This is a genomic window from Nocardia sp. NPDC059229 (genome assembly GCF_042754165.1).
Lineage (GTDB): Bacteria > Actinomycetota > Actinomycetes > Mycobacteriales > Mycobacteriaceae > Nocardia.
Genome location: NZ_JBHZAK010000016.1, coordinates 95333 through 120930, shown reverse-complemented (window position 1 = coordinate 120930; position 25598 = coordinate 95333). Strand labels below are relative to the sequence as shown.

Annotated in this window: 23 protein-coding genes; 2 read left to right on the top strand and 21 right to left on the bottom strand. The window is 67.3% G+C overall.

Annotated features, from left to right (window positions below; translation table 11 throughout):
• Nucleotides 1–26: 26 nt before the first annotated feature.
• The gene (locus ACFXHE_RS31360) at nucleotides 27–467 is read right to left on the bottom strand and encodes an ester cyclase (protein ID WP_379388048.1); all 441 of its coding nucleotides are present in this window, start codon (nucleotides 465–467) and stop codon (nucleotides 27–29) included.
• Between the two features lie 155 nt (nucleotides 468–622).
• Between ACFXHE_RS31360 and ACFXHE_RS31355 the strand changes: the two genes are divergently transcribed.
• Nucleotides 623–1048, top strand: a complete 426-nt coding sequence (locus tag ACFXHE_RS31355; RefSeq protein WP_379388047.1) for an SRPBCC family protein — start codon at nucleotides 623–625, stop codon at nucleotides 1046–1048.
• Nucleotides 1049–1119: 71 nt separating this feature from the next.
• Here the strand turns inward: ACFXHE_RS31355 and ACFXHE_RS31350 are convergent, their stop codons facing one another.
• From ACFXHE_RS31350 to ACFXHE_RS31260, 19 genes are all read right to left on the bottom strand, one after another.
• Entirely contained in the window at nucleotides 1120–1896 is a 777-nt protein-coding gene (locus ACFXHE_RS31350) for a DUF6390 family protein (RefSeq protein WP_379388046.1), read from the bottom strand.
• A 19-nt stretch (nucleotides 1897–1915) separates the two neighbouring features.
• Nucleotides 1916–2986, bottom strand: a complete 1071-nt coding sequence (gene hypE, locus ACFXHE_RS31345; RefSeq protein WP_379388045.1) for a hydrogenase expression/formation protein HypE — start codon at nucleotides 2984–2986, stop codon at nucleotides 1916–1918.
• Entirely contained in the window at nucleotides 2979–4091 is a 1113-nt protein-coding gene (hypD, locus tag ACFXHE_RS31340; protein ID WP_379388043.1) for a hydrogenase formation protein HypD, read from the bottom strand. The genes hypE and hypD overlap by 8 nt, the downstream gene beginning before the upstream one ends.
• Nucleotides 4088–4429: a HypC/HybG/HupF family hydrogenase formation chaperone gene (locus ACFXHE_RS31335; RefSeq protein ID WP_379388042.1), complete on the bottom strand. Its 342-nt coding sequence runs from the start codon at nucleotides 4427–4429 to the stop codon at nucleotides 4088–4090. Before ACFXHE_RS31335 ends, hypD begins: the two co-directional genes overlap by 4 nt.
• Nucleotides 4430–4445: 16 nt before the next feature.
• Complete coding sequence (gene hypF / locus ACFXHE_RS31330) at nucleotides 4446–6770, bottom strand: carbamoyltransferase HypF (RefSeq protein WP_379388041.1); 2325 nt, start codon at nucleotides 6768–6770, stop codon at nucleotides 4446–4448.
• Nucleotides 6767–7009 (bottom strand): HypC/HybG/HupF family hydrogenase formation chaperone, encoded by a 243-nt coding sequence (locus ACFXHE_RS31325; protein ID WP_354844185.1) that lies wholly within the window; start codon nucleotides 7007–7009, stop codon nucleotides 6767–6769. Before ACFXHE_RS31325 ends, hypF begins: the two co-directional genes overlap by 4 nt.
• 3 nt (nucleotides 7010–7012) lie before the next feature.
• Entirely contained in the window at nucleotides 7013–7468 is a 456-nt protein-coding gene (locus ACFXHE_RS31320; protein ID WP_379388203.1) for a hydrogenase maturation protease, read from the bottom strand.
• Between the two features lie 24 nt (nucleotides 7469–7492).
• On the bottom strand, nucleotides 7493–7612 hold the full coding sequence (locus ACFXHE_RS31315; RefSeq protein ID WP_379388039.1) for a DUF6893 family small protein: 120 nt from the start codon (nucleotides 7610–7612) through the stop codon (nucleotides 7493–7495).
• 15 nt (nucleotides 7613–7627) lie between these two features.
• Nucleotides 7628–8953, bottom strand: a complete 1326-nt coding sequence (locus tag ACFXHE_RS31310) for a hypothetical protein (RefSeq protein WP_379388037.1) — start codon at nucleotides 8951–8953, stop codon at nucleotides 7628–7630.
• On the bottom strand, nucleotides 8953–9597 hold the full coding sequence (locus ACFXHE_RS31305) for a DUF6084 family protein (protein ID WP_379388035.1): 645 nt from the start codon (nucleotides 9595–9597) through the stop codon (nucleotides 8953–8955). The genes ACFXHE_RS31310 and ACFXHE_RS31305 overlap by 1 nt, the downstream gene beginning before the upstream one ends.
• The gene (locus ACFXHE_RS31300) at nucleotides 9594–10229 is read right to left on the bottom strand and encodes a DUF5947 family protein (protein ID WP_379388033.1); all 636 of its coding nucleotides are present in this window, start codon (nucleotides 10227–10229) and stop codon (nucleotides 9594–9596) included. The genes ACFXHE_RS31305 and ACFXHE_RS31300 overlap by 4 nt, the downstream gene beginning before the upstream one ends.
• Complete coding sequence (locus ACFXHE_RS31295; protein ID WP_379388032.1) at nucleotides 10226–11143, bottom strand: NifU family protein; 918 nt, start codon at nucleotides 11141–11143, stop codon at nucleotides 10226–10228. Before ACFXHE_RS31295 ends, ACFXHE_RS31300 begins: the two co-directional genes overlap by 4 nt.
• A 30-nt stretch (nucleotides 11144–11173) precedes the next feature.
• On the bottom strand, nucleotides 11174–12970 hold the full coding sequence (locus ACFXHE_RS31290) for a nickel-dependent hydrogenase large subunit (RefSeq protein ID WP_379388031.1): 1797 nt from the start codon (nucleotides 12968–12970) through the stop codon (nucleotides 11174–11176).
• A 13-nt stretch (nucleotides 12971–12983) separates the two neighbouring features.
• Nucleotides 12984–14039: a hydrogenase expression protein HypE gene (locus ACFXHE_RS31285; RefSeq protein ID WP_379388030.1), complete on the bottom strand. Its 1056-nt coding sequence runs from the start codon at nucleotides 14037–14039 to the stop codon at nucleotides 12984–12986.
• A gap of 126 nt (nucleotides 14040–14165) precedes the next feature.
• Nucleotides 14166–15008, bottom strand: a complete 843-nt coding sequence (hypB, locus tag ACFXHE_RS31280) for a hydrogenase nickel incorporation protein HypB (RefSeq protein ID WP_379388029.1) — start codon at nucleotides 15006–15008, stop codon at nucleotides 14166–14168.
• Complete coding sequence (gene hypA / locus ACFXHE_RS31275) at nucleotides 14966–15340, bottom strand: hydrogenase maturation nickel metallochaperone HypA (protein WP_379388027.1); 375 nt, start codon at nucleotides 15338–15340, stop codon at nucleotides 14966–14968. The genes hypB and hypA overlap by 43 nt, the downstream gene beginning before the upstream one ends.
• Before the next feature lie 94 nt (nucleotides 15341–15434).
• A complete protein-coding gene (locus ACFXHE_RS31270) occupies nucleotides 15435–16559 on the bottom strand; it encodes a HoxN/HupN/NixA family nickel/cobalt transporter (RefSeq protein ID WP_379388026.1) in 1125 nt (374 codons plus the stop codon).
• 108 nt (nucleotides 16560–16667) lie between these two features.
• Entirely contained in the window at nucleotides 16668–17297 is a 630-nt protein-coding gene (locus ACFXHE_RS31265; RefSeq protein WP_379388201.1) for a PAS and ANTAR domain-containing protein, read from the bottom strand.
• Between the two features lie 130 nt (nucleotides 17298–17427).
• Nucleotides 17428–20691: a protein kinase gene (locus ACFXHE_RS31260; protein WP_379388024.1), complete on the bottom strand. Its 3264-nt coding sequence runs from the start codon at nucleotides 20689–20691 to the stop codon at nucleotides 17428–17430.
• Nucleotides 20692–21070: 379 nt separating this feature from the next.
• On the opposite strand from ACFXHE_RS31260, the gene ACFXHE_RS31255 reads away from it, so the two are divergent.
• On the top strand, nucleotides 21071–21571 hold the full coding sequence (locus ACFXHE_RS31255) for a transglycosylase SLT domain-containing protein (protein WP_379388022.1): 501 nt from the start codon (nucleotides 21071–21073) through the stop codon (nucleotides 21569–21571).
• A gap of 295 nt (nucleotides 21572–21866) precedes the next feature.
• Here the strand turns inward: ACFXHE_RS31255 and ACFXHE_RS31250 are convergent, their stop codons facing one another.
• A complete protein-coding gene (locus ACFXHE_RS31250) occupies nucleotides 21867–25145 on the bottom strand; it encodes a protein kinase (protein ID WP_379388020.1) in 3279 nt (1092 codons plus the stop codon).
• Between the last annotated feature and the right edge of the window lie 453 nt (nucleotides 25146–25598).

Genomic DNA, 25598 nt, shown 5'->3' with positions numbered 1-25598 from the left:
CCCTCGATCCAGGGCTCAAGGACGTACTACGAGGCTTGCAGCTGCTCCAGCGCGGTCGCCCAGTTCTCGACGTGATAGCCCGTGGCGAGCTTTCCGTCTCGGACGGTGAACACGTCGATGGCCATGGTGCGGAAGGACTTACCGGTGGGTGCAGCACCCCAGAACTCGGCCACGGGCGTCCCCGTCGCCTCGCCGCGCACGATCATCATGTCGTCGACAACATGGATGTCGACGACCTCCCACGCCAGATCCGGGACGGTCTCCCCCATCCGCGTGAACACCTCACCCAGCTGGTCACGCGTCAGGAAATCCTGGTTGGTGTGGAACGACCGGTAGTCGTCGTTGCATGCCTCGGCCAGCAGTGCTGCGACGTCCTTCTCGGCCGGCCTGTTCAACGCGGCATACAGCGGCGCAGAGATCTTCCGCGCCTGCTCCACCGTCATCGTCGATTCGTCGCTCTTGGTCATGGAGACGCTCCTCGTCACAGGCATCATCTGATCCGGGCCATACCAGCGGCCGAACGACAGCGTGCCCGATCCGCGCCGCCCAAGGCATCACACATTCAGGTGATAGGTCACTCGTCGTGCCGAGCCGATACCAGCGTGACCGCTAGAGTTCGGGAATGCCGGAAAAGATTCTCCGTAACACGTTCACCGTCCCTGCTCCGATGGAAGCGGCCTACGAGCATCTGACCCGGCCCGAGAACTACATCGGCCTGTCGCCACTCGTCGTGGCGGTCGAGGATGTCCAGGATGGCTCGTACGTAGCCGTCGAACGGTTCCGGCTCCTCGGGCTGAAATACGACAACCGCATCCGGGTGTCGCTCGAGGGGACACCCGGTCAGGCGGTCTGGGGTGAGGTCAAGAGCCCCGGCGGCGTTCACATGGCCTACCGCTTCGAGTTCGCCGACGGCCCGGAAGGCACGCGCATCGAGGACGAGCTCCGGCTGCGCACCCCGCTCGGACTGCTGGCCTTCGCCTCCGGCCAGGCCCGCAAGGTCCAGCTGGCCCGCGCCACGATCCTGGCCGAGCGCCTCTGCCAGTCCTGATCAGGTCCCAGTTGCGCTGGCACTCATCGAAATTCGACGGAAGCCGGCGTAGTCGAGGTCCGGGTGGGAATTCAGCCATCCGACCTCGAGCCCGCCGTCGCGGCGGAACGGCCGAGCGCCAGCCGTTCGTTGGTCACCCTGATCTGGCGCACGGTCGTGGTAGCGAGCGCGGCGGCTTGCGAGGGTGATATCCGCCCGCACAGGTGATTCCAATGCACCGCGAGGATGTCGCCGACCACGGCGTCGGGCACGGCGGCGTACCCATCGTGCCAGATGTCCAGGGTCCGGTCCTCGAGTCTGGACAGGCCCAGGCTCAGGCCATTCCAGCTCAACCGGCGGGACCGGACCAGAACCTGCGAGTCGCTCCGATCGATCACTCGCGCCCAGGTGATCCGGCAGTCGTCGAGAATCCGCAGGGCCGGGCCTTCACCCGCCGCATCGAGCAGCCGGGACCAGGGATACACGCCGAGCACGTGGAAGCCGTGATTGGGCGCTGCCTCCAGGGCCAGGCGGGCGCTCAGGTGCGCCCAATACTGTCCGGCGACCGGCCCGATGCGCGCGAGCAGGGCGGCGCCGAACTCGGCCGGATCCAGTGCGGCGCCGACTCCGCCACCGAGCCAATAGGATTCGACGAGCCGGGCGTCGAGTGGATCCTCGATCCCGGTGAGCGCGGACATCACGCACAGGTACGGCCACGCCCCGGAGAACAGCGGTGCGGTCGCCCGCACGGCCGCGCTCGACCCGTCACGCAGCCCGGCGGTGTCGGGCGGCCCGCAGTAGCCGAGCGCGTTCGGCGCGTAGGCGTAGCGCGCGAACATTTCGGTCCCGTCGACGCGGACCGGGTCCATGGGCGAATTCCCTTCCGCCTCAGCAGATTCTGGGTAACTGTTCTCCGGCCGGCAGATCCACCACCCGGGTACCGCCGAGGGCGGTCCTGGCCACCACCATGCCCGGATGCTCGGACACACAGACGCCGATCGCAGCGGCCCGCGTCCCGAGCGGATGGGCGTGCATGGCGGCCAGCACCCGATCCGCGTCCTCGGCCGCGACGAAGGCGACCAGCTTGCCCTCATTGGCAACGTACATCGGGTCGAGCCCGAGCAGTCCACAGGCGTCGCGGATCTCGGGCGGGATGGGGATGTCGTTCTCCTCCAGTGCCACACCGACTTTCGCGGTATGGGCGATCTCGTTGAGCGATGCGGCCATACCGCCGCGCGTGGGGTCGCGCAACACGTGCACGTCGGCGCCGGTGGCGAGCATGGCAGCCACCAGGCCGTGCAGCGGTGCGGTATCGCTGCACACCGTGGTCCCGAACTCCAGCCCCTCGCGACAGCTCAGCACCGCGACACCGTGCAGGCCGATATCGCCGCTGACTATCACCACGTCCCCGACACTCGCGCGCTGGGGACGGATGTCCACACCCTCGTCGATCACGCCGATACCCGTGGTGTTGATGTACACCCGGTCGCCGTGCCCGGCGTCGACCACCTTGGTGTCACCGGTGACCAGGGTGACGCCCGCGCCGAGCGCAGCGGTACCCATCGCTCCGGCGATCTGCGCGATCTCGGCCAGCGGGGTGCCCTCTTCGAGGATGAACGCCGTCGACAGCGCCAGCGGTCGCGCACCGACCATGGCCAGGTCGTTGACCGTGCCGTTGACCGCGAGCTCGCCGATCGATCCGCCCGGGAACACCATCGGTTTGACCACGAACGAGTCGGTGCTGAAGGCGAGCCTGGACTCCCCGACGGTGAGCACGGCCGAGTCCCCCATCCCGGCCTCGGCGGCCGCGCCGAAGGCGGGCAGGAACAGATGCTCGACCAGTTCCCCCGACATCGCGCCGCCACCACCGTGCCCCATGACGATGGTGGGTGAATCCCGTAATGGCATGGGGCACACCCAGTTCGCCAGGTCGACGGGCGCCGAGATCTCCTCACGCATGTGCCACCTCCGCGGGCAGGTCCAGGCGCCGGTACAGGTAGTAGGCGGCGCACGCGCCCTCGGAGGAGACCATCGTGGCTCCGAGGGGGTTGCGTGGCGTGCACTGCTTGCCGAAGGCGGCGCACTCGTGCGGCTTGATCAGCCCTTGCAGCACTTCACCGGAACGGCAGATCGAGGACTCGGCGGTGTGCAGGTCGCCGACGGCGAATCGCTGTTCGGCGTCGAACTCGCGATACCGGTCCGAGAGCCGCCATCCACTGCGCGGTATCACGCCGATCCCGCGCCAGGCTCGGTCGGTGACCTCGAAGACGTCTTCGAGCATCGCCTTCGCGACCGGATTGCCCGCTTCGGCGACGGCTCGCGGGTAGGCGTTCTCCACCTCGTGCCGTCCGGATTCGAGCTGAATGACGGTGCGCCGGATGCCTTCGAGGATGTCGAGCGGCTCGAACCCGGTGACCACGACCGGAACCCGGTACTTGTCGGCGAGCGGCGGGTATTCGCGGGTACCCATCACCGTGCAGACATGTCCGGCGGCCAGGAACGCCTGCACCCGGCACGACGGTGATTCCATGATCGCGGCGATGGCGGGCGGCACCAGCACGTGCGAGACGAGCAGCGAGAAGTTCCGTATGCCAAGCCGTTTCGCCTGATAGACGGTCATCGCATTGGCGGGCGCGGTGGTCTCGAAGCCGATGCCGAAGAACACCACCTGCCAATCGGGGTTGGCTTGCGCGAGCTCGAGCGCATCGAGCGGCGAGTACACCACCCGGACGTCCCCGCCTTCGCTCTTGACCCGGAACAGGTCCTTGGAGCTGCCCGGTACCCGCAGCATGTCGCCGAACGAGCAGAAGATCACGCCGGGCTGCGCGGCGATGTCGAGGGCCTTGTCGATCATGCCGAGCGGGGTCACGCACACCGGGCAGCCGGGTCCGTGGATCATTTCGATCGTCTCGGGCAGCAGTTGGTCGATGCCGTGACGGATGATCGAATGCGTCTGCCCGCCACACACTTCCATGATCGCCCAGCGGCGCGTTGCGCTTTCCCGGATCCGCTCGAGGAGAATCCCGGCGAGCTGCGGGTTGCTGAATTCATCGAGGTACTTCACGACCCCACCTCCGGTTCATCCGACTCCTGCCCTGTCGACTCCTGCGCTGTTTCGGGATTCGCCAGGCCCGCCTGCGCGGCCGCGATCTCGAATCCGTTACCGAACTCCTCCTTCAGAACACCCAGATGCTCGAACTCGGCGAGTGTCCGCAGGGCGGATTCCTCGTCGAGCCGCTGAATGGCGAAACCGACGTGGACCACGACGTAGTCGCCGACCGCGGCGTCGGGGATGTATTGCAGGCACACGTCCTTCTGCACGCCGCCGAAATCCACGATCGACATCAGGGTGCCATTGCGTTCTTGCAGGCTGAGAACCCTTCCCGGGACTGCCAGGCACATTTGCTGCTCCCTTCGCTCAACCCGCCTCGGCGGCGAGTAGTTGCCCGAATGCCAGGCCGCCGTCATTGGGCGGCAACCGATGAGCGGTCAAGACTCGAAAACCGTTGTCCACCAGCAGTCCACGCGCGGCCGACAGCAGCAGCGCGTTCTGGAACACGCCGCCGGTCAGGACGACCGGGGTGGCCGGGGTGGCGTAGTCGGCCGCGAGGCCGAGGACCAGCCGCGCGACCGCGTCGTGGAAACGCGCCGCGATGATCTCCACCGGGACGCCCGCCCGCACATCGCCGATCACGGCGCCGATCACCGGGGCGGCGTCGAACACCGACGGACCGTCCCCGCCTCCGACTCGATCCGGCCTCGCGAACCGGTAATTCCCGGACTCCGGGTCCACCCCGCGCGCATGCCATTCCAGTTCGATCGCGGCCTGCGCTTCGTAGTCGACCTCGAACCGGACCCCGGCCAGTGCAGCGACGGCGTCGAACAGCCGGCCCATGCTCGATGTCGGCGCGCTGCCCAATCCGGTGTCCAGCTGGTGGGCGAGCACGGCGCGCTCGGCGGGCGGGCACGCAGCCACCGCGGGAAGATCCTCGGTCCATTCGATTCCGGCGGCCCGCAGGTGCGCCAGCGCCATGCGGTAGGGGCGGCGCACGCTCACGTCGCCACCGGCCAGCGGTACGTAGCGCAGGTGCGCCAGCCGCCGGTAGCCCTTGTATCCGGCCGCCAGCACCTCACCGCCCCAGATCGCGCCGTCGGGCCCGAATCCGGTGCCGTCGAAGGCGATTCCGAGGACGGCGGCGGCCGGATCGAGGCCGTGTTCGCCCATGACCGCCGCGATGTGCGCGTGATGGTGCTGCACGGTGCGTACCGGCCGCTCGCCCGCCTGTTCCCGGGCCCACGCGGTCGAGCGGTAGCGCGGATGGGCGTCGGCGGCCAGGACGACAGGTCGCACGCCGGTCAATTCCTCGAGATGGTGTTCGGCGTCGGTGAAGGCGCGCAGCGTCGCCAGATCGTCCATATCGCCGATGTGCTGGCTGAGCCAGGCATAGCGCCCGTCGCCGACGGCGCAGGTGTTCTTGAGATCCGCACCCACCGCGAGCGTGGGCTGGACCGCCAGCGGCAGGGCCAGGGGCAGCGGGGCGAAGCCGCGCGAACGACGCAACGGCAGTTCCATGCCGTCGACCACCCGCAGTACCGAATCGTCGCAGGGCACCAGGATGGGACGGTCGTGCGCGAGCCAGGCGTCCGCCAGACCCGTCAGCCGGGTCCGGGCGTCGGCGTCGTCGTAGCAGATGGGTTCGCCACCGAGGTTCGCCGAGGTCATCACGAGCACCCGGGGGCCGGGCGGGTCGCCGGGCAGGCCGAAGAGCAGCAGATGCAGCGGCGTGTAGGCGAGCATCACACCGAGATCGGGGTTGCGCGGCGCGACCGACGGCGCGATGGCGAATTCCGGAGCGCGCCCGCCGGTTTCGGTACCAGCGGCGCGGTCGGCGCGTGGCAGCAGCACGATGGGCCGGGCGGGTCCGGTCAGCAGCCGGGCGGTCGTCTCGTCGATCTCGGTGATACGCCGTGCCGTATCCAGATCCGCCGTCATGACGGCGAACGGCTTGTCCCCGCGGCGTTTCCGCCGGCGCAGCTCGGCGACTGCCGTCTCGTTCCCGGCGTCGCAGGCGAGGTGGTACCCGCCGATGCCCTTGACGGCGAGAATTCCGCCGTCGCGCAACAACTCTCGTGCGGCGGCGACCGGATCACCGGCGCCCGGGCCGGTGTAGGACAACCGGGGACCACAGTCGGGGCAGGCGATGGGCTGCGCGTGAAAGCGCCGGTCGGCGGGATCGGCGTACTCGCCGGCGCACCGCGCGCACATCGGGAAGCCGGCCATGCTGGTGCGGTCGCGGTCGTAGGGCAGGCTCGCGATGATGGTGAACCGGGGACCACAGTTGGTGCAGTTCACGAAGGGGTGCCGGTAGCGCCGGTTGCCCGGATCGCACAGATCGGCGACACACTCGGCGCAGATCGCCACATCGGGTGAGGCCAGTGTGCGTCCGGTCCCGTCCCGGCTGGTCGCGGCTATATGGAAGCCGGCGCCGCCGCGCACCGGAATCTCGAGGCACTCGACAGATTCGACGACCGCCAGCGGCGGCGCATCGGACCGCATCCGCCGCACGAACTCCGCCAGATCCGCTGTCGCGCCCTCGATTTCGATGATCACGCCGCAGCTGTCGTTGGACACCGATCCGGTCAGGGACAGTTCGGCGGCCGTGGTGTACACGAACGGCCGGAAGCCGACGCCCTGCACCACGCCGCGCACCACCACGCGGCGGCGGCCGCGCCCGGCGCTCACGGCGCGTCTCCCTGGCGCAGCAGCCGCAGCCCGTCCAGGGCCGCGGCCGCACCGGCCGCGTCGGTTTTCTCCACCGCCAGGCCCATGTGAATGATCACCCAGTCACCGGGCCGGACCGGATCCTGGTCCAGCAGGCCGACATTCACCTTCCGCTGCTCACCAGAAACGTCGACGAGCGCGATCTGGTCGTGATAGCCGTCGAGAATCTCCACGACCAGGCCGGGAATTCCGAGGCACACGGCTCACACCTCCTGCCGGGCGAGTAGTTCGGCCAGCACGTCGCCGACCGCGGCGACCGCGGCGGGCACGGCGGCGGCGACCACGTCGGTCAGTCCCATACGCTCGTCGACCGAGCACACCTGACAACCCACCACGACCGTCGGCGGCACCGCGCCGCCGAGTGCGCGCACGGTTTCGAAGACGGCCTCCGGGTGCATGGCGTGCCCGTCGAATCCGGCAGCGCCGCCGCCGGATTCGGCACGGAAGACCTCCACGCGTCCCGGTTCGCCGCGATCGGGGATCGCGTCCACCAGCACCAGCGCGTCCCATCCGTCGAGCAGGTCGTAGGCCAGGTGCAGGCCCCGGATGCCGTAGTCGGTAACGCGCACGCCGGGGTCGTGGTCCGGCGGCAGCCGCCGGACCACCTCGGATCCGAATCCGTCGTCGCCGAGGAACATATTGCCGATCCCGGCGACCAGTACCCGTGTCGTGCGATCACCCGCTCACATGTGCCGTATCCGGAAGTACCTGCGGATATCGGGGATGGACACAAGGCCCACAGCGACCGCGAACAACGCGGCCAGGGCGACGATCACTATCGCGACCACTCCTACCGTTGCCATCTCCGGCCCTTCCTTTCACTCGGGCGAGCCGTCCAGCGGCTCGATCTCATCGGGGGCGAAGTACAGGTAGCGCCCGTACCATTCGTGCAATTCGGCCGCGGGGTCGTCCTCGGCGACCACGCCGACGTGCACCCCGCCGTCCACGTCCTCGTGCACCGTGACCACCCTGGCGGTGCGGCCGGCATAGAACAGGTCCTGCGCGTCGGCGCGGCGCCCGGGATGCAATCGCACCCGGCTGCCCTTGCGCACCAGCACCCCGGCCACCGCCACCGCGTCGGTGTCGGGCGCAACGGCACTGTCGGCCACCGGATCCCACCAGTCGACGCCGTCGGCCAGCGCGGGCAGCACCCGTGGGGACGGGTCCTCCCGCAGCACCCCGTGCAGGGATCCCATTCGCTCGGCGTCGAGCTTCTCGCAGCGATCGATGATCTCGGCGGCGAGCGGATCGGTGGCGCGCGCCTCGCGCTTCTCGTCGTCGGTCATGGTCAGCACGCGCAGCGCCAGGATCTCGTCGATCTCGGTGGAGTCGAAAAGCGGGCCCTGGCTCTGCGGGGCGATCTCGGGATGGTCGTAGAGGATGATCGGGGAGACCAGCAGCAGCTCGTCCTGACCGGGCGGGCCCGCGAGCACCGGGAAACAGCGGTGGTGGCAACAGCTTTCGACAACATTCTCGGCGTCGGGAGGCGGATCGGTGAGCGAATGGAACCGCCCGCCGTCGAGCTCGACGATCAGGTGCGCGCCCAGCAGCGAGCGGGCCAGCGCGTCATCGGGGTCGGTGGCGGGCGCGCCGGTGTTGCGCAGGACGATGCTCACTCGGCGGTAGCCGCCGACGTCGTCCACCGACAGTTCGAGCTCGCCGCGGAGCGGTTCCCGGGTGCGCAGCAACGTGCCGACCACGCCGCCGGTGTCGTCACTGATCGCCGCACTCTCCTCGGCGCCGGGGACGGTGAACGGAAAAACGCTGTGCACCAGCGGTATCGGTCCGATGTCGTGCTCGTATTCGACGGCCTCGTCCCAGCTCAGCCAGGACCGACCGGCGGCATGGAGTTCCGCGACGGCGGTGCCGTCCGAGCTCCGGACCGTGCGCCGCTGCCGGTGCAGGAACCGCACCGCGACGCTGATCCGCGCCGGCTCGCCGGCCGTGACCGGGAACTGCGTCGCGAGCTCGGAATCCTCGCCCAGCCCGTCGGCGGCCGCCCGCTCGGGTCCGAGCACGCCGAACTGCCAGCGGCACACGTTCTTCCGGGCGCTCGCCCGGTACGGGTACAGCAGGTACCCCTCGTAGAGCACCGCGTCGGCCACCGCGCGCGCCGCCGCCCGGGCCGCCACATCGGCGCTCATCACGCACCCCCCGCGGCGAGCAACTCGCGCACCGCCTGGTCGTAGCCGAGCAGGCCGCGACCGGATTTGAAGGCGGACAGCTCATCCAGTGTCTCGCGCGACAACCGCACCCAGCCCGTGTCCGGGAAGTGCGCGGCCATCAGATCCCGCCACACCGACACGGGCATGTCGAACCGGTCGTCGCGGTCCCACGGCACCTGCTGCACCGCGAAACCGGTTTCGCCCCTGATGAACACGGTGCCACTGAACAGGAACGACAGCGGTACCGTGCCGTCGCGCAGCGCGTGCAGGTACTTCGAACCCGCGACCTCGAGGTCGTAGGTGCACAGCATCGGCAGATCCACCTCGGTGCCACCGCTGCCGAAGCCGGGAACCATTGTCGCGCAATGCATCCACAGAAAGGAGCGTTGGGTCTCGGCCCAGCGTTCCCGGGGACCGAACAGATCGGTCAGGCCCGCACCCTCCTCGTCGGTGTAGGAGCGCCGGTTCGGGTCGATACGCACCTGCGCGCGCAGGGCGATGGCGTGCACGGGCTCCTCGGACAGCGCGGCGATCCCGATCCGCGCCGACAGGGTCGGCGTCACGGCATACGGTTCGGGCCGGATGCCCAGGACCGCGAAGGTGATCGAGTACGCCGGGCTCATGGGGTGCCTCCGACGACGCGGGCCCGGGCGGTCATGGCGGCGAGGAATTCCTCGATGTAGCGGCGGGCTTCCTGCCCGCCGTCGAATCCGCGCCACAGCAACCGCATGCGCCCGACGAATTCGTAACAGGCGTCGATCGGCAGCAGCAGGCAGGTCGGGGTGCCGCCGCGCTCGGGCAGGTGGATCAGCACCGCCTCGACATCGTCATCGGCCTGTGCGAGCTCGGGATGCCGGTCCAGGATCGCGCTCCACTGGTCCAGCGGCAGTTCGGATTCGGTGGCACCGGCCGGACCGGGATAGAACGCCACCGTGCGCCCGAGCGTGGAGTTGCGGAAGAAGAAGGCCAGGCCGACCGGAATCTGCAGGGCATCCCACTCCCCCGGGCCGATGCTGACCCCGGGGAAGGCGAGGCAGCGATCCGGGACCGCGCGATACCGCAGGTTCGCGGTGCGGTCGGTGAACAGCAGATAGCAGGCCCGGCAGACGCACATGAGTTGTCTGCCTTCGATATTCACGACATGGCTGTGCGTCTCGGCGATGGCTTCACCGCACATCTCACACCGCTCCCCGGCCGGCGCCGGGGCGGGCCGGGACGTCGCGAGCCTGCGCAGCACGCCGAAGGCGGGATTCATCCGGCCGCCTCCATCGGCACCGCCACCTGCGGTGTGCCCGAACGGATCAGGACCGGGAGCGGTTCCAGATGACCGTCGCCGTCCAGGCGCGCGCCCGCGTGCACGACGTCGAAGTGGGCCCGGCAGACCGGGCAGCGCAGCACGGCCGCGCCGGCCGGGAACCCGGCCCGGCGATGCAGCGCCGCTCCCGCCATCGAATTCCCGCACGACGGACAGTGATCGCGGTAGACGAACAGCTCGTCGCCAACCCGGCAGGCCACGACGGCCGCGCCGGCCAGCGCGAAACCACCCACCTCACCCGCGCCGAGCTGTGCCAGCTCGGGCGCCCCGATCCAGGTTCCGCCGTGCTCGCCGTTGGCGTGGACGCGGGCCAGCAGCGACTCCGCCGGAATCACCCCGGCATTCGAATCTGGTTCGGACGCAACCACTTCGATGGTCTCGATCTCCGGCGCGGCGGCACGCACCGCATCCTCCACCGCCAGCTCCAGGGTCACCGCGGAGGATGGGCAACTGCGGCAGCTGCCGGTGAAGGCCAGCCGCAGCACGCCGTCGGCCACTGCCACCACCGCCACATCGCCACCGTGCGAGCCCAGGTACGGGCGTACCCCGTCCAGCGCCGTGCGCACCCGGGTGAGCGTGTCGTGCGGGTGCAGTCCGTGCACCAGCAGCAGGCTGGCGATCAGGTCGTCGGCCGCCAGCCGTTCGACGGTCTCGGGATCGAGCAGCCGAATGGTCCGCTCGAGTCCCGCACCGTACAGGCCGACGATCTCACCGACCAGTTCCTCGGCGCGCTCGCGCGCCACGGGCCCGGCGGCGGAAATGGCACTCAGCAGAGTGTCGATCCGCTCGCCGGCCTCGCGCCAGCGATCGGTGTCCGCGGCCTGAGCGCGGTGGTCCTCGGATCGGTCGTTCACCGCGCTCGCCTCCCGGTATCGGCTCGACCGCTACTCAGCGGTCAGCGCCTGGGTGGGTGAGTGGAGCAGGTCCAAGGACTTGCCACCACCCAGGTACATGTGCACACCGCAGGGCAGGCAGGGATCGAAACTGCGGACGGTGCGCATGATGTCGATGCCCTTGAAGTGCTCCCGATCGTTCTCCTCGAAGATCGGCTGTCCCTGCACCGCGTCCTCGTACGGTCCCGGGGTTCCGAAACTGTCGCGCGGGCTGGCGTTCCAGGGTGTGGGCGGATACGGATGATAGTTGGCGATCTTGCCGTCCCGGATCACCATGTGGTGCGACAGCACACCGCGCACGGCCTCGGTGAAACCGCAGCCGATGCTCTCGTCCGGCACCTCGAAATGCTCCCAGGTCTTGGTCCGCCCGGCCCGGATCTCTTCGAGCGCCTTCTCCGCGAAGTGCAGCGCGCACGCCGCGGCGTAGGCCTGGAAGTAGGTGCGGGCGCGGTTGCGCTCGATGGTGTTGCTGCCGAAAGCCGGTATCGTCCACTCCAATTCGACCGGACCCTTGAGCGCCGTCTTGGGCAGATTGATCTGCACGCTGTGGCCGGTGGACTTCACATAGCCGATGTCGACCATCCCCGCCAGGGCGGTGGACCACAGTCGCGCCAGCGGTCCGCCGCCGGTGTCGAGCGCGAGATGATCCTTGCCGTCGAACCAGCGTGGCGACATCACCCAGCTGTACTTGTCCTCCAGGTCGCGCTTCTGCGGGCTGGGGTTGGTGTGCTGATTCCAGGGGTGGCGGCGGTCCACCGGATTGCCCAGCGGATCGTTCTTGACGAACATCTCCTGGTCGGTCCAGTCCTCGTAATACGAACTGCCCAAGAGGATTCGGAGGCCGAGATTGATGTCCAGCAGTGAGTGGGTGATCAGCTTCCCGTCCACCACGATGCCGGGGGTCACGAACATCGCGTTGCCCCAGTCCTCCATGTCCTTGTAGTTGAAGTTGCACACCGCCGGATCCTGGAACGAGCCCCAGCAGCCCAGCAGCGTGCGCCGCAGGCCGACCCGGTTGTATCCGGGCAGCGCCGCATAGAAGAAGTCGAACAGGTCGTCGTGCATGGGGACGACCTTCTTCATGAACTCGACGTAGCGCATGAGCCGGGTCATGTAGTCGGTCATCAACTGGAGGGTGGCGACCGTCCCGACCCCGCCGGGGTACAGCGTCGACGGGTGCACGTGCCGGCCCTCCATGAGGCAGAACATCTCTCGCGTGTAGCGGCTGACCTGCAGCGCCTCGCGATAGAACTCGCCGGTGAAGGGGTTGAGCGCGCGCATGATGTCGGCGACGGTGCGGTAGCCGTGCGCCTGCGCGTGCGGCGCCTCGGTCTTCTCGGCCAACGCCAGCACACCCGGGTTGGTCTCGGACACCATCTTCTCGCAGAAGTCCACGCCGACCAGGTTCTCCTGGAAGATGTTGTGGTCGAACATGTACTCGGCGGCCTCACCCATATTGACGATCCACTCGCCCAGATTCGGCGGCTTCACCCCGTAGGCCATGTTCTGGCAGTAGCACGAACAGGTGGCGTGGTTGTCGCCGCAGATGCCGCAGATGCGGCTGGTGATGAAGTGCGCGTCACGAGGATCCTTGCCGCGCATGAAGATCGAGTAACCGCGGAAGATCGAGGAGGTGCTGTGGCACTCGACCACCTCCCGATTCTCGAAATCGATCTTGGTGTAGATGCCCAGACTGCCGACGATGCGGGTGATCGGATCCCAGGCCATCTCGACGAGGGCATCCGGTTGGATCGTGCGGTGCGAGGGCTCGGGAATGATCTCGGTCATCGGCTTGCCTTCCCTACCAGGTCCGGACCGCGCCGGAATCCAGTTTGTCTCCCTTGTGCCGCCAGCTCGGCTCCTTGTCCACGGTGCGGCCCGTGATGTGCCGCAGACTGCGAATCACCGAGCCGTACAAACCCGACGCGGTGGAGGACAGCTTGCCGCCCGGCGGCTCGTCCATGAAGGGCATGAACTTGTCCGGGAATCCGGGCATGGTGCAACCGATACAGATACCACCGACATTCGGGCAACCGCCGACGCCGTTTATCCAACCGCGTTTGGGCACATTGCATTTCACGACCGGGCCCCAGCACCCCAATTTCACGATGCATTTCGGCGAGCCGTATTCGGTGGCGAAATCCCCTTGCTCGTAATAGCCCGCGCGATCGCACCCCTCGTGCACCGTCGCACCGAAAAGCCATTTGGGGCGCAATGCCTCGTCGAGCGGGATCATCGGGGCCTGACCGGTGGCCATGTAGAGCAGGTAGGTCAGGGTCTCGGAGAGATTGTCGGGCTGGATCGGGCAACCCGGCACGCACACGATGGGGATGCCGGCCTTGCTCTTCCACTCCCAGCCCAGGTAGTCGGGGACGCCCATGGCGCCGGTCGGGTTGCCGGCCATGGCGTGGATGCCGCCGTAGGTCGCGCAGGTGCCGGCCGCGACCACCGCGGTCGCCTTCGGGGCCAGCCGATCGACCCATTCGCTGGTGGTCATGGGCTGGTTGGTCTCGGGATTGTTGCCGAACCCGCACCAGTAGCCCTCGACGTGCAAACGCTCGTTCGGGATCGACCCCTCGACGACCAGGACGAAGGGTTCGAGCTCGCCACGATCGGCCTTGAAGAACCATTCGAGGAAGTCGTCGGCTCCCCCGGTCGGGCCACATTCGTAATCGATGAGTGGCCAATGAACGGCGATCTTGGGCAGGCCAGGCAGGGATCCGAGAGCTATCTCCTCGACACTGGGCTGGGTGGCGGCAGTCAGGGCCACCGAGTCGCCATCACAACTGAGTCCCGCGTTGATCCAGAGAACGTGGATCAGCGTCTGCTCCGCATTGACTGCTTCTTTAGTCGGCATGAAAAGGTGCCACCCTTCGAAGCGAAATGCCAGGCGGTCGGGCGTCGCCGTTTTCTCGAAAACGACCGGCCGGGATGTGAGCCTGATCACGTAAGTTTAGGCGCGGCCCGAGACCGCCTCAAGAGTTCACCGAGCAGGCACGCGCTGTGCGGACAGCCATTCGTACCACTGCGCCAGACCCGCCCCGGTGGACGCCGAGATCTCCAGGATTCGGACTCCGGGATTCACCGATCGCGCGAGCTCACCGAAGCGGTCCGGGTCGAAGTCGACGTAGGGCAACAGGTCGATCTTGTTGATCAGCACCAGGGTCGCCACCGAGAACATGTGCGGGTACTTCAGCGGCTTGTCGGTGCCCTCGGTCACCGAGATCACCACGACCTTGCCGCTCTCGCCCAGATCGAAGAGCGCCGGGCACACCAGGTTTCCGACATTCTCGATGAACAGCAGGCTGCCGGACTCCGGCGCGAGCAGGTCGAGGGCGCGCCGGGTCATGGCCGCGTCCAGGTGACAGCCGGCACCGGTATTGATCTGTGCCACCTTGCATCCCGTGGCCATGATCCGCTCGGCGTCGAGCAGGGTCTCCTGATCCCCCTCGATGACGGCGATCGGTGCTCCACCGAGTTCACGGATGGTGCGCACCAGCAGCGTGGTCTTTCCCGCGCCCGGCGAGCTCGTCATATTGAGCGCGAGGATGTCGCGTTCGGCGAGCCAGGCCCGGTTCTCCTGTGCCAGCCGGTCGTTCTTGGCCAGGACCTGCTGTTCCAGCGTCACGGTCTCGGTGATCGGCAGGTGCACGTGGTCACCGCCGTGCTCATGGCCGGCATGGTCGTGCACCGGGTGTCCATGGTCGTGATGGGCGTGGTCGTCATGGACGTGGCCGTGATGGTCATGGTCTTCGCCCGGGTCGTGCGGGTGGGGGACGGTGATCAGTCCGCCCGTCTCGCCACCGCATCCGCAGGTAGCACACATGGGTCGCTCACCTCCATGGATCGGATTCGCAGCTCCCGCCCGGCGGTCACCTCGACATCCGCACTGCCGCAACGGCACAGCAGCACAGGATCGGGCAGGACGAAGTCCCGGCCGCAGGCCCGGCACCGGGCCATACCGGGAATGAGATGGATGTCCAGACGTGCGCCCGCCGCGACGGTTCCCTCGGCGGCCAGATCGAAGCAGAAACGCAGGGCATCGGGGACGACAGCACAGAGTGCGCCGATCTCGAGCGTCACGCTATGGACGGTGCGGCCGGCCGCGTGTTCGCCGACGGCATCGACGACACTCTGGGTAATCGCCATCTCGTGCACAACGACTCGTCTCGTCGAGAAGAACCCCTACCGAGAAGGACCCCTCTCAAGCTACTCCCGAGCCGTTCCCCGCACACCACCTCACCCCTGCGGTTCATTCCCCGGCGCCAGGTTGCCGCGCGGTGGTCCACTTTTCCTCGAGGCCACCGTAGTGCCAGGTCAGCAGGGCAATGGCCCAGGTGAGGACGAACACGCCGACCACGAGGAAACCGACCACGTTGAGGTCGAGTCCGCCGACCCAATCCCAGACGCCGCCGGTCCAGCCCAATTGGCCGGCGAGCAGGCCGAGCAGCTCGATGGTGCCGATGATCAGGGCAACCGCGACGGACAACGCCGTGACGGTGATGTTGTAGTAGACCCTGCGCACGGGTTTGGCGAAGGCCCACCCGTAGGCGAAGTTCATGAAGCCGCCGTCGATGGTGTCGAGCAGGCTCATACCGGCGGCGAACAGAATCGGCAGACACAGAATCGCGTACCAGGGCAGGCCCACCGCCGCGCTGGTGCCGGCCAGGACCAGCAGCGCGACTTCGGTGGCGGTGTCGAAGCCGAGACCGAACAGCAGCCCGATCGGATACATCTGCCAGGGCTTGGTCACCGACCTCGTCACCGGCCCGAGCAGCCGATTCACCAGGCCACGCTGTGCCAGCTGCTGCTCCAGCTCGGCCTCGTCGTAGCCGCCGCCGCGCATGCGCCCGAAGACCCGCAGAATACCCACCAGCACAACGAGATTCAGGATCGCGATGAGGTAGAGGAACGTCCCGGACACCGTCGTGCCGATCACTCCGGTGTAGTGATGCAGGGCCGAGGAGTCGTTCTCGATCGGCCCGGCGACGACCCGCACGCCCAGCGAGAGCAGCAGGGCCAGCACGAAGACGACCGTGGAATGTCCGAGGGAGAAGAAGAATCCCACCGACAGCGGACGTTGCCCATCGTGCAAGAGCTTGCGGGTGGTGTTGTCGATGGCGGCGATGTGGTCGGCGTCGAACGCATGCCGCATACCCAGGGTGTACGCGGTCAGGCCGACTCCGATACCGAGGGTGCGGTCACCGACGCTGAGATGCTGCGGGGCGACGAGCGCGACCAGCGTGAACCAGCCCAGCACATGCAGGCCGACGATCATCCCGGCCATCGCCACCATTTGCAGCGATTCCGGCCGGGTCAGTGCGAGGGGCTTCGGCAACGCGCGAAAAGGCCTGCGCTGCTGCGTTGTTGATGCCACGATCTGCCAATCGACGCACACCGAACCATCTGACGGTAGACCCGCGCTCGCCGGTGCTGCAACCGATTGTTCGCGTACCGCGGGGCGCGGCCCGGAAACCGCCGGCCGTCATTGCTCAGGTACTCGCTCGTGGGCGGTCAACAGCAGATGGTCGAAGTGGGTGCGAATCGGCTTCGCCGCGTCCGTCAGAGCTCGCAGGTCCTCCATCAATTGCGCGGCCAGCGCACGCAGCTTGGTGTTGGTCTCCTGCGATCGCCAGGCGAGCACCCGGAACGCCGCCTCGGCGCTGACACCGTAGACCAGCATGATCGCGCCCTTGGCCTGCTCGATCACCGCACGCGCGGCATACAGCTCGGGCAGGCTGTCGTCGAGAGCCTCCTGACGGTGCTCAGCGAGCGCATCGGTCACGTCGATGTAGAAACCGGCCGATCCGACAACCCGATCCTGGCCGTCGACCATCTGATCACCCACCACGATCACGTCGTGCACGTTCCCGCCGGTATCGATGATGCGGTGGCGGCTCGAGAACGGCAGCGCATCGTTCACCGAACGCGCGATCATGCTCGCGACCTGGGCACGATCCTCGGGATGCTTGTGCGAGAGCAGCAGATCAGTGGTCGGCGACACCGCGCCCGGCGGGTATCCGTGCATCACCGCCACCTCATCGGACCACTCCCACCGCTGGTCACCGAACCAGAAGCGAAAGCTACCGACGCTCTGTGGGCGACCCGCGCCCATCACCCGTTCGAGGATCTGCGCATCGTCCGGATGAGCCTCACCGCCTTGTGTCACAGCCGAAATTATGCGTTGCCGCACCGGCACGGGGAGCGATTCGACGCGGCCGACACCACAGCGAGACGCCGGCCGGTCACCCTGGACTGCCGCCGGAATTTTCCGCAGCCCACGCCGCTATCTGCGCGCGCGAGGTGAATCCCAATTTGGCCAGGATGTGTTCGACGTGCCCCTGTGCGGTGCGTTGCGAGATCACCAGACGTGACGCGATCGCTCTGTTAGTCAGACCTTCCGCGACGAGGTCGGCGACCTGCCGTTCACGCTTCGTCAACTGCTGCGGCGAACTATCGAGCGCGGGGGACGGTTCGCCGAGCGCGAGCCGTACGGCCGAGTCGAGACTCATCGCGGAACCTTCCTGACGAGCCCGGTCGAAGGCTCGTACGCCGAGCGCTTGCCGGCTGCTCCGCATGCACTCGGTGCGGTATGCGAGCAGATCACGGACCATGAGCGTCGCGGTGCCGGCGAGGCGCCCCAGCTTGTCCGCTGCGCCCATCAGAACCGCCGCGCGGCGAGGTTCGTCGCGGTCGGCTGCGATCCAGGCCAGCGTCTCCAGACAACCCGCGGCGACGAGCGGATCGGATGTCAGTGCGGACAGCCGAACGCCTTCCTCCAACAGTCGCTTGGCGCGTTCGACGTCGCCGCGGCGCCAGACGGCGAAGCCCGCCGCGAACAACGCCCATGAGCGATAGATCGTTTCGCCGCAGGCTGCTGTCATGGCGAGCGTCTTCTCGTGGCAGGCGACGGCCCGGGCAGCGTCACCGCCCAGGGCGTAGGCCCAGCCGAGGGAGAGTTGGGCGTCCAACTGCATTCCGAGCTCACCACACACTTCGTAACTGCGGACCACATCGGTCAGCAGGGCAACCGCGTCGGACTCACCGACATTGCCGCGGGCGAGCGCCTGATTTGCCTCGGCGTGGTTGACCAAGGCTCCGACCAGCGGTTCCACCGTCTGCTCGGCGAGTACGCGGAGCTCCGTGAACCGGTCGTTCGCGGTCTGCAGGTCGCCGTTCAAACCCGCGATCGTGCCGGCGGCGAAGAGTGCCCTGGCTCGATCCGTGGTCCGGCCGTCGAGCGAATGGCCGAGCACGCGCTCATACCAGCGACGGCCCTCATGGAGCCGCCCGCGCGAGCCCCAGAACAGGTACAGGTTCGTGATCATCCCGAGCCCGCCTTCGTCGGACTCGGACAGGCTGAATTCCAATGCCTCTCGAAGATTCGGCAGTTCCCGCTCGAGCCGGGCTACCCAATCCAGTTGATGCGGGCCGATGAAATTGGCGTCCGCCTCGCGTACCAGTCGTTCACACCAGTCCCGATGCCGCCGGTGCAGCTCCGGGAACCGACCGGACTCCTCGGCCTTCTCCCGGCCGAATTCCTGCACTGTCTCGAGCATCCGGAAGCGCACCGCCCCATCGGCTTCCTGTCGGACCAGGATCGATTTGTCCACCAGCGCGGACAAGGTATCGAGCACCTGGGACTCGGTCATGTCATCTGCGCACACCTGCTCGACGGCGTCGAGTTCGAAGCCGCCGCTGAACACGGACAAGCAAGCCCACAGCCGCTTCTCGTCGGGTGTGCACAGGTCATAGCTCCAATTGACGCAATACCACAGCGTCTGCTGCCGCTTCGGCGTTCCCCGGCCACCCCGGGTCAACAGGGCGTACCGGTCGCTCAGCCGGGTCTGGATCTGCTCGACCGACATCGTGCGCAGGCGCGCCGCAGCCAGCTCGATCGCCAACGGCAAACCGTCCAGCCTGGTACAGATCTGGCCAATGGCACGCTGATTCGCTTCGGTCATCTCGAACCCCGGCACCGCCGCGGCGGCCCGTTCGACGAACAGTGCCACAGCGTGGGAGTGCGCCAGCGCCCGCTCACTGGTCGAATCGGGAACCCCGAGCGGCTGCACCGGATACACGGTTTCCCCGCCGATCCCCAGTGCCTCCCGGCTCGTCGCCAGGATTCGCACATCCGGACACGCCCGCAGCAGCGCCTCCGACAGCTTCGCGGCCGCGTCGACCACGTGCTCACAGTTGTCCAGCACCAGCAGCATGTCATACGGTTCCAGCGCCTCCACCAGCGTGTCGAGCACGGATATGACACCTTGGCTTCGTATTCCGAAGACAGCGGCCACCGCATCGGGCAGCAGTGCGTCATCGTGCAGCTCCGCCAACTCGACCAGCCACGCCCCATTCGCGAACTTCTGCCGCACCTTGTGCGCGACTCGCTGTGCGAGCCTTGACTTTCCGACCCCGCCGATCCCGGTCAGGGTCACCAGACGTGACCCCGGTAGCAGATTGCCGACCTCGGACAACTGGGTCCGTCGATCGACGAAGCTGGTCAGCTCGAGCGGGAGATTTCCCGTCCCCTCGTGCAATCCGTCGCTGCGAATACGCGGAACTCCTTGCGGCCCTGACGGTTCCGAACTCACCAGCGATTCGGATTCGGAGCCCGATTCGTCACGCACCGCCATCTCGTCGACCGCGAAACCGTGCTCTCGCTGTATTCGGCGCAGTTGCTCGCCCAATAGCGCTGCGGTAGGCCGGTCGTGCGGGTCGCGCGACATCGCCGCCTCGATCACTGCGCGTACGTCCCAGGGGATACCGATGTCACAGCGGTCGAGACTCGAGGGGGCGGCGATCCGCACGAACTGGGTCGCCGCCTGCTCACCGCGGCGGCGTTCGACCTGGCCGGTGAGAGCACCGAGCAATGTGGCTCCCAGCCCGTAGACGTCCGAGCCACGGCTGGGCGCCTGTCCACCGAACACCTCGGGCGCGGTGAAGGCCGGCGAGCTGGTGATGATGTCGGCATCCGTCTCGAACTCGTCGGAGACGTGGGCGAGACCGAAGTCGGTCAACGCCGGCTCGTCGTAGTCGGTGAGCAGAATGTTCGCCGGTCTGATATCGCGGTGGAGAACCCCCGCTCGATGTGCGGATTCCAGCGCCCCCGCGATCCTCACCCCGATGTGAAGCGTGTCCGCGAGAGACAACGGACCGGCGTCGCGGATACGTTCCGCCAGCGAGCCTCGGGAAAAGTACGGCATGACCAGATAGGGACGACCGCTGCCCGTTTGCCCGACCTCGAACATGCTGACGATGTTCGGATGCCCGGTGAGGCGACCCATCGCCCGCTGCTCGCGAAAGAACCGCTCCCGGTCCTCCTCCAGCTCACCGGTGAGGACCTTCACAGCCACCGTGCGGTCAACGGCAACCTGCGTGCACCGATAGACAGTCCCGAGACCGCCCCGCCCGATCTCGTGGGCGTCGTCGAACCCGGCAGCGCTCAGCTCCGTGACGACGTCGGGACCGGCATCACGCTGCGTTTCGATCGGAACACTTTCAGCCATCGGTAACTCGTAATTCGCAGCAGCGGACACCAGCCAGAATATCCCTGCGCGAGTGGTCAGACCATCACGAAAAATGCTCACGACCGGCCGTGACCGCACTCCGAGGATGCTGTTGGTTCTCGGGTGGCAACCTCTGCCATTCCCGACACGGGTGCCGGCCGGTGCGGCGGATCGAGCCAAGAGCCCGAAATGAGTGAGTCCCGGAAATAGGTATGTCTCCGGGAGATCGACCGTCGTGCCGAAGCAAGCCCGCAATCGATGCTGTCTTCACTGCCGAGCGCGGTGGATTCCCCCTGGAAACGCCGCCAGGGCCCTTTCGCCCCGCAGGTCGCAACGGAGCGACATGTGCTCGGCATCGAAATTCCTGAGGAGGAACTCAATGGCCACCGGACCCCGTCCCCGGACCGCCCGCCGTCTCGCCGTCTACGCCCTGGCAGCCGCATCACTGACGATCACGGCAACCGCCGAGGCCTCGGCACTCGTCCCGCAATCACCGGCACAAACCGTTCCGGCAGCCATGAGTCCTTCCGGCAAGGTTTCCGCCGAATCCGGCGTATACGGCTCCGACCTCGATGGCTGGATCCGTCAAGCCCTCGATATCATGGCCGCACAAGGCATCCCGGGCAGCTACGACGCAATCCACCGCAACATCATGCGCGAATCCGGAGGAGACCCCGGCGCGATCAACCTCTACGACTCCAACGCGGCCAGCGGCACCCCGTCCAAAGGCCTGCTCCAGGTCATCGATCCGACCTTCCAGGCCTACCACGTCGCCGGAACCTCCTGGGACATCTGGGATCCGGTAGCCAACATCACCGCCGCCTGCAACTACGCAGCCGCCCGCTACGGCTCCATGGACAACGTCAACTCCGCATACTGATCGTCGATAACCCGGCCCTCGATGCAAGGGCGTGATCCTCGACTTCGGCCCGATAATCTCGCACCGTCGCGAGGTTGTCGGGCCAAGCCTCAACCAGCCGCGCCGTGGCGTCACGCTCGTAGGTGCGGAACAGGTCGGCTCGGCTCGGTTGATGTCGGTGGCGACTAGCTGCCGATCTGGCGGTATTGCGGTGTGAGCCAGAGCTTTTCGGACTCGTGGCCTCGGCCCCGATGGTGTCTCGACTCTTCGCCCTCGAGCTTCCCCGGGTACCGGATCCCATTGCCGGCCGGCACCGTCAATGAATTTGCCGTTCGGCGCCTTCTGCGATCCAGGCCGCGATTTGCGCGCGGGAGGTGAATCCGAGTTTGGTGAGTATGTGCTCGACGTGGCCTTGGGCGGTGCGTTGGGAGATCACCAGTTTGGCGGCGATCTGTTTGTTGGTGAAGCCTTGCGCGATGAGGTCCGCGACCTGGTTCTCACGCTTGGTGAGAGCCGCGGCCGGACCCGATGTGGGCATGGATTCGGCAGGCGCCTCGCTGAGTACGTAAGCTACGGCATCGTCCATCCCCATCGCTCGGCCTTTACCGGAGGCCACATCGAATCTACGGGCGCCGAGAGCGGATCGCGTTGTCCGGACACATTCGTCGTGATTGTCCACCATTGGCAAGATGGGCGCAGGGTTACCGAAGGACCGCCGTCCTTCTTCTGCGGCTCCCATCAGTACGGCTGCACGCTCGGCGTCACCGTTGGCACCGGCGACCCAGGCCAGCACCTCGAGGCTCAACGCGGCAACGAACGGACTGCGCATTCGCCGGTTGACTCGCAGTGCGTCCTCGAACAATTCGGTTGCCCGGGACCGTTCACCTTGCCGCCAGGCGGCAACGCCCAGGCCCCACAACGCTATCGACCGGAAGTACGATTCACCGACCTCTTCGGCGATGGAAATCAACTGCCGGTAACACTCGATCGCCACTTCTGTATCACCGGCCAGTGCGTGCACCCCACCGAGTCGGGCCAAAGCAGCAGCGTAAAGGGATCCTTGCCGATTCGAGCTGAGCATCCTGACAGCACGTTCCAAACAGGAGACCGCCAGAGCAAGCTCACCGCGATAGAGCGCCACGATACCGTCGGCATAGGTGATCAGTGCCTGGGTCATCGGGGTGGGAACCTGTTCGGCGAGCACGCGTCCCTCCTCGGCAAGGGCGGCAGCCGCCGGCACGTCGCCCTGCACCGCTGCCATGATGCAGCCGGCATGAAGGGCTTTAACACGGTCTGGTACGGATTGCCGGGCCGGGTGGTCGAGGAGCCGGTCGATCCAACGGCGACCTTCGCTGTACAGACCTCGGAAAGTCCAGAACACGAATAGTGCTGCGGCGGTCTGCAGTCCGGCTTCGGCCGCCTGCTCGGTGTTTTCGGCCAGGCTGTATTCGAGCGCCTCGCGCAGGTTGGGTTGTCCGCGTTCGAGCCTGGCGTTCCAGTAGGGCTGCCGGTCGCTGATCCACCCCGCCTCCGCAGCCAGCGCTACTCGGTGGGACCAGTTGAGGTGCCGGCGCCGTAACTGCTGATCCTCACCGGACTCGCGCAGCTTCTCTCGGCCGTAGTCGCGAAGTGTCTCCAGCATCCGGAACCACACCACACCATCCGACTCGTCGCGGATCACGATCGACTTGTCCACCAGCGAGGACAGCACATCGAGCGCATTCTCCGGAGCCAGATCGACGCCGCAAACCTGTTCAACGGCATCGAGTTCGAAGCCTCCGACGAATACCGACAGCCGGGCCCACAGCTGCTGCTCGACCGGGGTGCACAACCCGTAGCTCCAGTCGACACACCACTGCAGCGTCTGCTGCCGCGCAGGTGCGGTACGGCTCGCGCGCCTCAGCAGTGCATACCGATCGTCGAGGCGCTGCAGGATCTGCTCGGGCGACATCATCCGCATCCCCGCCGCTGCCAGCTCGATCGCCAGCGGTAACCCGTCCAGCCGAGCGCAGATCCGGGCCACGGTGGCCTTGTTGTCTTCCGACAGTTCGAAACCTGGCACGACCGCGGTCGCGCGGTCGACGAACAGCGTGACTGCGTCGTACCGCAGCCTCCCTCGCAGTGACGGCTCCCGATCCGGGTCCGGCACCGACAGCGGCGGCACCCGCAGCACCGCCTCTCCGGCGATATCGAGCGGCTCGCGGGTGGTGACCAGAATCCGCAGGTCCGGACAGCTCCGCAACCATGTCCCGACCAGTTCCGCCACCGCCGCCACCAGCTGCTCGCAGTTGTCCAGCACCAGCAGCGACTTGCGCGTGGACAGGAACTCGACCAACACCTCGGGCAACGGCCGCGCCGGATCGTCGCGCAGCCCAAGGATGGCCGCCACTGCGTTGACCAGCAGGGACGGGTCGTGGACATCGGCCAGCTCGACAAACCACACCCCGTCGGGGAACTCCCGGCGCGTGGTCGCCGCCGCCCGCAACGCCAGCCGGGTCTTGCCGACACCACCGATCCCGGTCAACGTCACCAGACGGGCCGCCGACAGCAGATTCTTCAACTCCGCCAGCTCGACACGGCGGTCCACGAAACTGGTCAACTCCAGCGGCAAAGCGCCGCCCCGGCCCACCACTGGCGCTGCCGGCGGGCTCCACCCCTGTGTGGCCGGCTTCCCGTCTCGGCGCTCCCGGGCCGGTTCGGCGTGCAACGCCATCTCGTCGACGGTGAACCCGTGGTGGCGCTGCGTCTGCCGGATCGCCTCGCCCAGCGCCGCCGCCGACGGCCTCTCGCCGGGATCGCGGCTCATCGCCGCTGCGACCACCGCGGACACGTCGGCAGGGATGCCGCTCTCGCGCAGGTCCGGCACCGGCTGGGTGGTGATCCGCAGGAACTGGGTCACCACGTTCTCCCCGCTGCGACGTTCGAACGCCGCATGCCCGGTCAGCGCACAGAACAGAGTGGCACCCAGCCCGTACACATCCGCGGCCGACGTAGGATTCTGACCCTCGAGCACCTCCGGGGCCGTGAAAGCCGGCGACCCGGTCAGAGTGCCCGCGGTCGTCTCGAACCCGCCGGCGATCCGCGCGATACCGAAATCCGTCAGCGCGGGCTCGCCGTAATCGGTCAGCAGCACATTGCCCGGCTTCACATCCCGATGCACGATGCCGAGGCGATGCGCGCTCTCCAGCGCCCCGGCCATCTTCACCCCGATCCGCAACACGGTCTCGACCGGCAGCGGACCCTGCCCGCGGATCCGTGCCTCCAGAGAGCCGACCGGGTGATACGGCATCACCAGATAGGGTCGTCCGCTCGCGGTGGCACCCGCCTGCAGCATCGTCACGATGTTCGGATGCCCGGTCAGCCGGCCCATCGCTTGCTGCTCCCGGAAGAATCGCGCTTGGTTCTCTTCGTCCAGCTCGGCGGTCAGGATCTTCACCGCGACCGTCCGATCCAGCTCGGTCTGTGTGCAGCGATAGACCACACCGAAACCGCCCCGCCCGATTTCCTCGGCATCCTCGAATCCGGCTGCGGCCAACTCGTCCGTGACCGGCTCGAACACGTCACGAACAGTCAGGAACCGATCGTCCTCGCTCATTCAGCGGCCCACCATCCACCGGCGTCCCGGCACCGAGCAACACCCGTCAAATCCTCGTTAATGCACAGCGTATCCCCGCCGGACCTCGGCAACCGAGCTATCGGGAAGGGGCTCCAGAGTTGGAAAACGCGATTCGAACAGCCGAATGCAGGGACACGGGCGAGCCCGTTCCCGCAGCTGGGTGATAGGTCTCCGCCGCTACGTAAGCGGATTGAGCAAGAAGCAGAAATAGGTATGTCTCAGGTAGATCGGCCGTCGTGCCGACACAGGCCCGCAATCGATGCTGTCTTCACTGCCGACGCGGCCGATTCCCCCGAAACGCCGCCAGGGCTCGCTTTCGCCCCGCAGGTCGCAACGAAGCGACATGTGCTCGGCATCGAAATTCCTGAGGAGGAACTCAATGGCCACCGGACCCCGTCCCCGGACCGCCCGCCGTCTCGCCGTCTACGCCCT